Raw genomic sequence first — 13,039 nt, 5'->3', positions numbered from 1 at the left:
TCCTTTCCTCCGAAGGGTGTTTCAGTGGTCTTGGCCGGCGGCGAGCCGCTCGAGGTCCTGCAGGACCCGTTCTTCGACGAGCTCCGCCAGCGCCAGCACGGTGCCCGCGGTGAGCACGTCCTTGGGCGTGATCTCGACGTCGAAGGCGGACTTCGTCATCGACGTGATCCGCAGGCTGCGCAGCGAATCCCCGCCGAGGGCGAAGAAGTTGTCCTCGACGCCGACCCGGTCGAGGTCCAGGGCCTCGGCCCAGATGGCCGCGAGGACCTCTTCGGTCTCGGTTTCCGGAGCCGCGTACTCGGCGGTCTCCGCCGGCGTTGCCGACGCCGGCAACGCGCGCCGATCCAGCTTTCCGTTGGCCGTCAAGGGAAGTGCGTCGAGCCGGACGAACGCGGCGGGCACGAAGTGGGCCGGCAGCGCGGCGGCGACGTGCTCCCGCAGCCCGGTCCCCGCCTCGCCCACCACGTAGGCGATCAGCCGCTGCCCGTCCGCGACGACGGCGGCGTCGCGCACCTGCGGGTGCTTGCGCAGCACCGCCACGATCTCGCCGGGCTCGATCCGGAAGCCGCGGATCTTGACCTGGTCGTCGGCGCGGCCGAGGAACTCGAGGGTGCCGTCGGCGCGCCACCGCACCAGGTCGCCGGTGCGGTACATCCGCTCCCCCGGCGCCCCGAAGGGGTCGGCGAGGAACCGCGAGGCGGTGAGCCCCGGCCGGTCGAGGTACCCGCGGGCGAGCCCGGCCCCGGCGACGTACAGCTCCCCCGCGGCCCCGATCGGCACCGGCCGGAGCGCGGTGTCGAGGACGCGGACGCGGGTGTTGCGGATCGGCCGGCCGATCGGCGGGGTGGCGCCGGGTTCGAGCGGGTCGCTCCAGGTCGCCACCACCGTGGTTTCGGTGGGGCCGTAGGCGTTGATCATCCGGCGGCCCGGCGCCCAGCGGGCCACCAGGTCGGCCGGGCACGCTTCGCCGCCGACCACCAGCGTCCGGAACGCCGGCAGCGCGACGTCCGGCACGCTCGCCATGGCCACCGGCGGGACCAGCGCGTGGGTGACGCCTTCCTCCCGCAGCACCGCGGCCAGGTGCTCGCCGAGCAGCGGCCCGGGCGGCGGTACGACCAGCGCGGCCCCCGCGGGCAGCGCCATGCACAGCTCCAGCACCGAAGCGTCGAAACTCGGCGAGGAGAACTGGAGCACACGGTCGCCGGGCCGGACGTCGAAGTGGGCGATCTCGGCGCTCGCGAAGCTGGCCAGGCCGGCGTGGGTGACGACGACGCCCTTGGGCGTGCCGGTCGAGCCCGAGGTGTAGATGACGTACGCCGGTGCGGTCAGCGGCACGGACCGGCCCAGCGGGGTGGCCGGGCCGTGTGCCTCCGAGCCGTCGAGGACGAGCGCGTCGCCGACCGGCAGCGGTGTCCCCGGCTTGGTCACCACGACGACCGGCTTCGCGTCGGCGAGCATGAACGCGATGCGCTCGGCCGGGTAGTCCGGGTCGACCGGCAGGTAGGCGGCGCCGGTCTTCAGCACGGCCAGCTGGGCGACGACGATCTCCACCGAGCGCGGGAGGGCGAGCGCGACGATCCGTTCCGGACCGGCCCCGCGCGCGGCCAGCAGCCGGGCCAGCCGGTCGGCGCGCACGTCGAGTTCGGCGAAGGTGAGCCGCTCCTCGCGCGAGACCACCGCGACCGCGTCGGGCGTGCGCGCCGCCTGGGCCTCGATCAGTTCGGTCAGGGTGACCGCCGGGACCTCGTGGTGCGTGTCGTTGAACGCCACGAGGACCTGGTCGCGCTCGGCGACATCGAAGTCCCGCAGCGGCCGCGCCGGGTCTTCGGCGATCGCGTCCAGGAGGTGTTCGAGCTGGCGGGCCAGCCGTTCGACCGTCGCCTCGTCGAACAGCGCTGTGTCGTAACCGAGGCCGAGCGACAGGCGCGGGCCTGGGGCGGCCACGACGGTGAGCGGGTAGTTGGTCGTCTCCATGGCCTGCAGCTCGCGCAGCCGCACGCCGTGCCCGGCGACGTCGTCCGCCGTGACGGGGTAGTTCTCGAACACGACCAGGCTGTCGAAGAGGTTCCGGCCGCCCTCGACACCGCTCCAGGCCTGCACCGCGGTCAGCGGGACGTGCTCGAACCGGCGTGACTCCGCCTGGGCGGTCTGCAGGCCGCGCAGCCAGCCGGCGACCGGGGCCGCCGGGTCGGCGGTGACCCGCACCGGCAGGGTGTTGATGAAGATGCCGGTGATGTCGTCGACTCCCGCGAGCCCGGCCGGGCGGCCGGACACGGTGGCGCCGAAGCAGACGTCGTCCTCGCCGCTGTGCCGGGCCAGCAGGAGCGCCCAGGCGCCCTGCACGACGGCGTTGACGGTGAGCCGCTCGCGCCGGGCGAACGCCGCCAGCCGGGCGGTCGCCGCCTCGCCGAGATCGCGGCTGACCCACGTCGACGAGCTCGATTCGTGGGTGGCCGCGGGAATCCGGTCGTAGGGCAGCGGGGTCGGCTCGGTGACGCCGGCGAGTTCGCGGCGCCAGTACTCCTCGGCACCGTCGGCGGTCTGGCCGCGCAACCAGGTGACGTAGTCGCCGAACGGACGGCGGTGCGGCAGAGCGGGCGCGGTGCCGTCGCGCAGGGCCGCATAGGCCGTGCAGACGTCGGAGAGCACCTGGAAGACGCTCCAGCCGTCGAGCAGGACGTGGTGGAAGGTCCAGACGAGCTGGACGGCGTCGTCCGGCAGCCGGGCCAGGGTGACCCGCAGCAGCGGCGCCGTCGCCAGGTCGAACGGCGTCTCACGGTCATCGGCGAGCAGCTCGCGCAGGGCTTCTTCGCGGTCGCGGTCCCGCCAGTCCAGCTCGGTGACCGGTACCCGCGCGTCGCGGTGGACGACCAGGAGCGGCTCGGGAACGTCCTCCCAGACGACGCTGCCGCGCAGCACCGGCGTCCGGTCGACCACGTGCTGCCAGGCTTCGGCCAGGAACCGCGGCTCGGCCACGCCGTCGAGGACGGCGGTCACCTGTTCGAAGTAGACGCCCTGGGCTTCCTGGGAAAGCCCGTGGAAGACCATGCCCGCCTGCATCGGCGTCAGCGGGTGGATGTCGGCCACGCCGCGGCCGTCGCCGGCGATCCGGTCCACCTGCCGCTGGTCCAGTGTGGACAGCGGGAAGTCGCTCGGCGTGCGGCCGCCGGCGCCGGGCTCGGCGCAGTGCGCGACGGCTTCGCCCAGCGCGGCCACCAGTTCGGCGGCCAGCCGTTCCACCGTGGCGGCGGTGTGCGTGTCGCGGTAGTAGGACCAGGTCAGTTCGAGGGTGTCCCGGTCCACCCGGCCGACGACGTCGAGCAGGTGCGCCCGGCCCGCGCCCTCGCCGACCGCCGAGTCGAGGCTGCCGGCCGCGCCGTCGAGCCGGCCGAGGTAGTTGAAGCTGATTTCGGGCTGCAGCGCGGGCGCGGTCCCGGTCAGGTACCGCAGGGCGCCGAAGCCGATGCCGCGGCGGGGCACGGCCCGCAACTGTTCCTTGACCGACTTGAGCAGGGTGCCCCAGTCGTCGTCGATCCGCAGCGCGACCGGGTACAGCGAGGTGAACCAGCCGACCGTGCGGGACAGGTCGACGTCGTCGAACAGGTCCTCGCGGCCGTGGCCCTCCAGGTCGATCAGCACGCCGTCGCGGCCGGTCCAGCGGGCCAGCACCCGGCCGAGCGCGGCCAGCAGCACGTCGTTGACCTGCGTCCGGTAGACGCCGGGGACGTCCTGCAGGAGCGCGCGGGTCAGCTCGGCGTCCAGGCGCGTGGTGACCGTGCCGGTGCCCGCCTCGGCGGCGTCGGTGTCGATCGGCAGCGACCCGTCGACGGCGAGCGCGGTGCGCCAGTAGGGCAGTTCGTCGTCGAAGCCACCGGCTTCGGCGTGGCCGGCGAGCCGGTTGGCCCAGTCGCGGAACGACGTCGTCTTCGGCGGCAGCGGGCCCCCGCGGTAGGCGGTGTCGAGGTCCTCCAGGAGGATCCGCCACGAGACGCCGTCGACGACCAGGTGGTTGACCGTCAGCAGCAGGACGGCCGGCTCCAGGAGTTCGGCGGTGAGCAGCGGCCCGCGGGTCACGTCGATCTCCGCGCCGAGGAGTTCGGCCGGTCCGGCCGGGGCGTTTTCCTGGCCGGCGACGGTGAACCGCATCCGCAGGGCGTCGTGGTGCCCGGTCAGCGTGGTCAGCGCCGCGCGCAGCGTCTCGACGTCGAACGGCTCGGGCCGCTCGATCCGCACCGACTGCGTGAACCCGTTCGGATCGCCGAAGTGACCGGCGAAGAACCAGAGCTGGATCGGGGTCAGCGCGGCGGCGCCGGTGACCGGCCCCTGCTCGGCCACGGTCACCGCGGCCGACCCCGCCGCCACGGCCAGCGCGGCGACGGTCTGGTGCGCGAACAGGTCCCGCGGCGTGAGCGCGAGGCCGTGGCGCCGGGCCCGCGAAACGACCTGGATGCTGAGGATCGAGTCGCCGCCGAGCTCGAAGAAGTTGTCCTCGACGCCGACACCGGGCACACCGAGCACGTCGGCCCAGACTCCGGCGAGCACGCGCTCGGTCTCGGTGCGCGGCGGCACGTACCCGGCCACCGGTTGCGCGGCGGGCTCCGGGAGCGCCTGGCGATCGACCTTTCCGTTGGCACTCAACGGAAGCGCATCGAGCGTCACGAAGGCCGACGGGACCATGTAGTCGGGCAGGTCCCGCTGCAGCCAGGCCCGCAGGTCCGGCTTCCCGGCGGTGACGACGTAGGCGACGAGCCGCCGGTCCCGCGCGACGACCACCGTCTCGGTGACGTCCGGGTGCGCGGCCAGGGCCGTCTCGATCTCGCCCAGCTCGATCCGGAAGCCACGGATCTTCACCTGGTCGTCGGCGCGGCCGACGAACTCCAGCACCCCGTGGCCGGTCCAGCGCACGACGTCCCCGGTGCGGTACATCCGCTCGCCGGGCGACCCGAACGGGTTGGCCACGAACCGGTCCGCGGTCAGGCCCGGCCGGCCGAGGTACCCGCGGGACACGCCGGCACCGGCGATGAACAGCTCGCCCGTCACGCCCGGCGGGACCGGCCGCAGTCCCTCGTCCAGGACGTAGGCGGCCATGTTGTCCAGCGGCCGCCCGATCGGCATCGCGTCCGGCACCGCGTCTTCGGGGGCCAGGAAGAACCGGCTGGCGAAGGTGGTGGTCTCGGTGGGGCCGTAGCCGTCGACGACGGTCAGCCCGGGGCAGGCGTCCCGCACCTGGCGGACCGCGGCGGCGGGCACGACGTCCCCGCCGGTCCACACCTCGCCGACCCCCCGCAGGCACCCGGGATCCTCCTGCGCCAGCAGGCGGAACAGCCCGGCGGTCAGCCACAGCGCGCGAACCCCGTGCCGCGTGACGACCGCACGCAGCACTTCGGCGTCGACGTCGCCGGGCGGGGCGACGACCACCCGGCCGCCGTTGAGCAGCGGCACCCACGCCTCGTACGTCGAGGCGTCGAACGCCTGCGGCGAGTGCAGCAGCACGGTCCGGTGCGCCTCGCCCGCGAACGAGCGGTCGGAGGCCAGGGCGACGATGTCGCGGTGGGTCACCGCCACGCCCTTCGGCTTGCCCGTCGACCCGGACGTGTACATCACGTACGCCAGGTTTCCCGGCCGCACCGGGACTTCCGGCGCACCTTCCGGGCCGGTCTCGTCCACCCGGACGGTGAGTCCATTGTGGACGTCCTGGTAGGACTCCCCCGCGATGACGACGGAGACCCCGGCTTCCTCGAGGACCAGGCGCATCCGGCTCGCCGGGGCACGGAGGTCGACCGGGACGTAGGCGGCCCCGGCCTTGAGCACCGCGAGTTCGGCGACGACGAGGCCGGCCGACCGCTCCAGCAGCAGCCCGACCCGGTCCTCGGCCCGCACGCCGAGGGCGATCAGCCGGGCCGCGAGCCGGTCGGCGCGGGCGGCGAGCTCCGCGTAGGTGAGGTCGTCGACCGCCGGCGCGTCCGGGGTCCGGCGGACCTGGTCGGCGAACCGGCTCACGACGGTGGCCTCGGGCACCGGGTGTGCCGTGTCGTTGAACGTCCGCAGCACGCGCTCGCGGTCGTCGCCGGTGAGCAGGTCGAGTTCGCCGACCCGCGTTCCCGGGTTCGCGGCGATGCGGTCCAGGGCCAGCAGCAGCTGCCCGGCGAGCCGCTCGACGGTGGCCCGGTCGAACAGGTCCGGGTCGTGGTCGAACGACACGGCCAGGTGCTCCCCCGGCGTGACGACGACGCTGAGCGGGTAGTTGGTCGGCTGCAGTTCGCCGTCCTCGTGCAGGCCGATCCCGTGCGCGGCCACGGCTTCGGTGTCGAACGGGTAGTTCTCGAACACCAGGATGCTGTCGAACAGCGTGCTGCCGCCCGCCCAGGTCTGCAGCTGGGCCAGGGAAACGAAGTCGAACCGGCGCGAACGGGCCTGGGCCGTCTGCAGGTCCCGCAGCCACTCGGCCACCGTAAGTCCATCATGGACGGTCACCGGCGCGGGCAGGGTGTTGATGAACAGCCCGGCCATCGCTTCGACGCCCGGCAGGTCGGCCGGCCGCCCCGACACCGTGGTGCCGAAGACGACGCCGGATTCCCCGCTGTAGCGGGAAAGCACGAGTCCCCACGCGCCCTGGACGATCGTGTTGAGCGTCAGGCCGGCGCGGCGCGCCAGCTCCCGCAGCCCGTCGGCGGGCGCCGACACCCGGACCGACGCCGCGGACCGCGCGCGGTGGGCTTCCACCGGACGGCGGTCGTAGGGCAACGGCGTCGGCGTCCGGAACCCCGCGAGCTGCTCGCGCCAGTGGATTTCGGCGGCCGTGGTGTCCTGGTCACCGAGCCAGCGCAGGTACTCGCGGAACGGCGGCCGGTGCCCCGGCACGGCGGCCCCCGCGTACCGGGCGCACACCTCGCCGAACACCTGCGCGGCGCTCCAGCCGTCCAGGAGCACGTGGTGGAACGTCCACACCAGCAGCAGATCGCCGCCGGGCAGCCGCGCGAACGCCAGCCGCAGCAGCGGCGCGGCCGTCAGGTCGAAGCCCTCGGCCCGGTCCGCGTCGAGGAACCGGTCCTGCTCGCGGGCGCGCTCGTCGTCGTCCAGCGTCCTCCAGTCGAGGTGGACGACCGGGACGGTGACCTTCCGCTCGACGACCTGAACGGGTTCGTCGAGGCCCTCCCAGACGACGCGGGTGCGCAGCACCGGCGTGTCCGCGACCACCTGCTGCCACGCCTGGGCGAGGCGCTCGGGGTCGCCGATGCCGGTCAGCCGCAGGCGCACCTGGTTGAGGTAGGTCCCGGCCGCGCCGTCGACGAGGCTGTGGAAGACCATGCCCGACTGCATCGGGGTGAGCGGGTAGATGTCCTCGACCGTCCGGCCGGTGCCGGCGAGGCGGTCCACCGCGGCCTGGTCGAGGCGGGCGAGGGGGAAGTCCGACGGCGTGCGGCCGCCGGCGTCCGGCCGGGCGCAGTGCCCGACGATCCCGGTGAGCGCGGCGAGGAGGGCGTCGGCCAGCCGGCGCACGGTCGCCTCGGTGTGCACACCCGCGGAGTAGTGCCAGGTCAGTTCCAGCTCGTCGCCGACGACCGCGCCCACGACGTCGAGCTGGTGCGCCCGCGTCTGGTCGGGGTGCGCGGCGCCGCCCAGGCTTCCGCCGTGGTCGAAGCGGCCCAGGTAGTTGAAGCTGATCCGGGGTGCGAGGCGCGGGACGCGGCCGGCCAGGTAGCGCAGGGCGCCGTAGCCGAGGCCGCGGCGGGGAATCGCGCGCAGCTGTTCCTTGGTCGCCTTGAGGGCTTCGCCCCAGTCCTCGCCGGACGACGTCAGTTCGACCGGGAAGATCGAGGTGAACCAGCCGACGGTCCGCGAGAGGTCGACGCCGGGGAACAGGTCTTCCCGCCCGTGGCCTTCGAGGTCGACGAGCACGCGGTCGCGGCCGGTCCAGTCGCGCAGGACGCGGCCGAGCGCGGTCAGCAGGACGTCGTTGACCTGCGTCCGGTACGCCCCCGGCACGTCGTGCAGCACGGCCCGGGTCGGTTCGGCGGGCAGCCGCACGACCACCGAGCGGGCCGAGCCGTAGGTGTTGTCACCGGTCGCGTCGACCGGCAGGGCCGGGTCGGCGTCGATGGCCGTCCAGTGGTCGAGTTCGTCGTCGAAGAAGCCGTCGGCCGTGTGGCGGGCCAGGGTGCGGGCCCAGTCGCGGAACGACGTCGTCTTGGGCGGGAGCCCGCCGGCGGCCAGGAGGGTTTCCAGGTCTTCCAGGAGGATCCGCCACGACACGCCGTCGACGACCAGGTGGTGCGCGGCCAGCGTCAGGGTGGTGCCGGACAGCTCGGCGCGCAGCAGCGGCCCGTGCTCCAGGTCGATGGTGGCGTCGAGGACGTCCTGGGCGTCGGGCGCGTGACGCGGGCCCTCGGGGGTGAACCGCAGGCGCAGGACGTCGTGGTGCAGCTGGAGTTCGCGCAGCGCGCGCGGCAGCTCCGTGGCGTCGGGCACCTCCACCGAAACGGACTGGACGAACTGCTCGGGGTGCACCGGCCGCGGGTCGAGGTACCAGTGCTGCACCGGCGTCAGCGGCAGGTCGCCGGTCACCGGCCCGGCGTCGGCCGCGGCGGGCGCGGCCGGGGTGGCGGCGAGGGCGAGCGCGGCGACGGTCGGGTGGTCGAACACCTGTCCGGGCATCAGGTCGAGGCCGGCCCGGCGGGCCCGCGAGACCACCTGGATGCTGAGGATCGAGTCGCCGCCGAGCTCGAAGAAGTTGTCGTCGGCGCCGACGCGGCCGACCCGCAGGACCTCGGCCCAGATGCCGGCGAGCAGCCGCTCGGCGTCCGTCGCGGGCTCGCGGTACCCGAGCCCGGACACGAAGTCGGGTGCGGGCAGCGCCCGGCGGTCGACCTTCCCGTTGTCGTTGAGCGGCAGGGCTTCCAGCGGCACGAACACGGCCGGGACGAGGTAGTCCGGCAGCGTCCGCAGCAGGAACTCGCGCAGGTCCGGCGTCCCGGTCGCGACGACGTAGGCGACCAGCCGCTTGGCCCCGCCGTGCACGGCCGCGACGACGACGGCTTCGGTCACGTCCGGGTGCGCGGTCAGCGCCGTCTCGATCTCGCCGAGTTCGACGCGGAAGCCGCGGATCTTCACCTGGTCGTCGGCCCGGCCGGCGAACTCCAAGACGTCGCCGGGAGCCCAGCGGACGAGGTCGCCGGTGCGGTACATCCGCGCGCCCGGCGCGCCGAAGGGGTCGGCCAGGAACCGTTCGGCGGTCAGCGCGGGCTGCCCGAGGTAGCCGCGGGCGAGACCGGTGCCGGCCAGGTACAGCTCGCCGACGGCACCCGGCGGCACCGGCCGCAGCCCGTGGTCGAGGACGTAGGCGGCCATGCCGTCGAGGGGCCGTCCGATCGGCACCACGGCGGGCACCGGCGCGTCCGGCCCGAGCACGAACCGGGTGGCGAACGTCGTGGTCTCGGTGGGGCCGTAGCCGTCGACGACGGTCAGGCCCGGGCAGGCGGCCCGCACCTGGCGGATCGCCTCGGCGGGCACGACGTCCCCGCCGGTCCACACCTCGCCCGCCCCGGCCAGGCAGGCCGGGTCTTCCTGGGCGAGCAGGCGGAACAGCCCGGCGGTCAGCCACACCGCGGTCACGCCGTGCCCGCCGATCTGCCGGCGCAGGACGTCGGCGTCGAGGTCGCCCGGCGGCGCGACGACCACGCGGCCGCCGTTCAACAGCGGCACCCACACCTCGTACGTCGAGGCGTCGAAGGCCAGCGGCGAGTGCATGAGCACGGTCCGGTGCGCCGGGCCGGCGAACGACCGGTCCCGGGCCAGGCCGACGATGTCCCGGTGGCTGACGGCCACGCCCTTCGGCGTCCCCGTCGAGCCCGACGTGTACATGACGTAGGCCAGGTTCGCCGGCCGGATCGGGAGGTCCGGCGCCTCGGCCGGTTCGTCGCCGAGCTCGCCGACCGACAGGATCGGTCCACTGTGGATCTCGGTGGCGAGCGCCCGGCCGGAGTCGTCGGTCACCAGGACACCGGCGCCGTCGAGCAGCGCGGTCAGCCGGCTGCGGGGCGCTCGGGCGTCCAGCGGCAGGTAGGCGCCGCCGGCCTTGAGCACCGCCAGTTCGGCGACGACCACGTCGGCCGAGCGGCCGAGCAGCAGCCCGACCAGGCCGTCCCGCTGCGCGCCCAGGTCGAGCAGGCGGCGGGCCAGCCGGTTCGCCCGCGTGTCGAGCTCCGCGTAGGTCAGGGTTTCTTCGCCGGTGACGGCGATCGCGTCCGGCGTGCGGCGGACCTGCTCGGCGAACAACGCGGGCACGGTCGTGTCCGGGCCGTCCTGCGTGGCGCCGGTCCCCCGGGCCAGGACGGCGCGCTGTTCGGCGTCGGTGAGCATGCGCAGCCGGGAAAGAGGCTCGTGCGGCCGGGTCGCGAGCTCGGACAGCACCGTCCGCAGGTGCCCGGCGAACCCGGCGATCGTGTCGGCGTCGAACAGCTCGGGGTCGTAGCCGAAGAGGAACTCCAGGCGCTCCTCGCCGGGGTAGGCGACGACGCTGAGCGGGTAGTTGGTCGTCTCGACGCCGTGCAGATCCCGCAGCCCGAGTTCCGCGGTGACCGGGTAGTTCTCGAACACGAGCAGGCTGTCGAACTCCCCGCCCCAGTTCTGCAGGCGCGCCAGGGACAGGTGGTCGAACCGCCGCGCCCCGGCCTCGGTGTCCTGGAGGCCGCGCAGCCAGTCCACCGCCGTGGCCCGCTCGTCGACGTCGGCGACCACCGGCAGCGTGGTGATGAACATGCCGGTGATTTCGCCGGCCCCGGGCAGTTCCGCGGGCCGCCCGGCGACCGTGGTGCCGAAGCAGACCTCCGGCCGGCCGGTGTGCCGGGCGAGCAGCACCGCCCAGGCGCCTTGGACGAGCGTGTTGAGGGTGAGGCCGTGGCGCTGCGCGGCGGCACGCAGCGGCCCGGCGGGCAGCTCGATCCGCAGCGAGGCCGTCGATTCGACCGGGTGCCCGGCCGGAGCGCGGTCGGTGCGCAGCAGGGCCGGCTCGGGCCGGCCGGAAAGCCGTTCCCGCCAATAGGCTTCCGCGGCCGGGGTGTCCTGTTCGGACAGCCACCGGACGTGGTCGCGGAACGGGCGGCGGGTCGGCAGCGGGCGCCCGGCGTGCGCCGCCGCGACGTCGGAGAGCACCTGGAAGAGGCTCCAGCCGTCGAGCAGCAGGTGGTGGAACGTCCAGACCACGCGGACCTCGGTCGCCGAGACCCGCGCGAGCAGCAGCCGCATCAGCGGGAGCTCGCCCAGGTCGAGGCCGGTGTCCCGGTCGGCCGCCAGCACGGCGTCGAGGTCGGCCGGCTCGGTCGTCCAGTCGCGGTACTCGATCGGCAGGGTGACCTGCCGGTGGACCACCTGCACGGGCTCGTCGAGGCCGTCCCAGACCACCCGGCTGCGCAGCACCGGGGTCCGGTCCACCACCCGCTGCCAGGCGCGGCCCAGCGCGGCGGGATCGGGGACGCCGCTCTGCACGAACGTCACCTGCTGGAGGTAGGCGTGGCGGCCGCCGCCGGTGAGCCGGTGGAAGAGCATGCCGGCCTGGGCCGGGGTGAGCGGGTAGAGGTCCTCGACGTCGCGGCCGTCGCCGGCCAGCCGGTCCACCGCGGCCTGGTCGAGGGCGGCGAGCGGGAAGTCCGACGGCGTGCGGCCGCCGGCGTCCGGCCCGGTGCAGTGCGCGACGATCCCGGCGAGGCCGTGCACGAGGTCGTCGGCGACGGTCCGGATCGTGGCCTCGGCGTGGAGCTGGTCCGAGTAGAACCAGGTGATCTCCAGGCGGCCGTCGGTGACCCGGGCGACGACGTCGACGGCGTGCGCGCGGACGTCATCCGGGTGCTGCTCGAGTTCCAGCTCCCGCTCGAGGCCCCGGTACAGCTCGCCCTCGGCCTCGAAGCGGCCGAGGTAGTTGAAGCTGAGCCGGGGCCTCACCGCGGGAGCGGTCCCGGCGAAGTGGCGCAGGACGCCGTAGGACAGGCCGCGGGCCGGGATCGCGCGCAGCTGCTCCTTGACGGACTTGAGCACGGCCCCGGCGCCGGTGTCGGGGACGTCGAGCGCGACCGGGAACATCGACGTGAACCAGCCGACCGTGCGGGACAGGTCGACGTCGTCGAACAGGTCTTCGCGGCCGTGGCCTTCGAGGTCGACGAGCACGCGGCCGGTGCCGGTCCAGCGGCGCAGGGCGCCGCCGAGGGCGGCCAGCAGCACGTCGTTGACCTGCGTCCGGTAGACACCCGGGACGTCCTGCAGCAGGGCCCGGGTCAGCTCGGCGTCGAGCCGGGTGGTGACCGTGCGGGTGCTCGCCACGGTGCCGGCGCCGTCGGTGTCCACGGGGATCTGGGCGCCCTCGACCGCCTGCCAGTACGGGAGGTCGGCGGCGAAGTCGTGCTCGGCGAGCCGGTTCGCCCACTCCTGGAAGGACGTCGTGCGGGCGCTCAGGGCGCGTCCGTGGTAGGCGTGGTCGAGGTCCTCGAGGAGGATCCGCCACGAGACGCCGTCCACCACCAGGTGGTGCACGGCCAGGCGCAGGATCGTGCCGTCCAGTTCCGCGCGCACGAGCGGGCCGTGTTCGACGTCGATTTCCGCGCCGAAGACGTCGGCCTCGCCGGGCTCGGCGTGGGCTTGCGTCCAGCCTCCGGCGGTCTTGCGGAAGCGCAGCCGCAGGGCGTCGTGGTGGGCGACGACCGCGTTCACCGCCGCGCGCAGGCGGTCCTCGTCGACGTCGTCGGCGAGGCGGACGCTCAGCTGCTGGACGAAGTGGTCCGGGTCGGCCGGGTCGGTGTCGAGGAACCAGTGCTGGATCGGGGTGACGGGCACCTCGCCGGTCGCCGCGGGCCGCTCGGCCGCGGGCTCGGCCACCCCGGCGGCCGCGGCGAGGGCGGCGATCGTCTGGTGCCGGAAGACGTCCTTGGTGGTGATCCGCAGGCCGGCCTTGGCCGCCTCGGACACGAGCCGGATGCTGAGGATCGAGTCGCCGCCGAGCTCGAAGAAGTTGTCCTCGACGCCGACCTCGGGCAGGCCGAGGGCGTCGGCC

General features: G+C 74.4%; 1 protein-coding gene. It reads right to left on the bottom strand.

All coding sequences use genetic code 11. The features are described from left to right. Nucleotides 1-21 precede the first annotated feature (21 nt). On the bottom strand, nucleotides 22-13,039 hold a 13,018-nt coding region (locus ACWDN5_RS08110), incomplete at its 5' end, for an amino acid adenylation domain-containing protein (protein ID WP_449675418.1).

The organism is Amycolatopsis sp. NPDC003731, from assembly GCF_053586895.1.
Note: the sequence above shows the minus strand (reverse complement) of the source record. Positions and strands in the feature narration are given on the sequence as shown.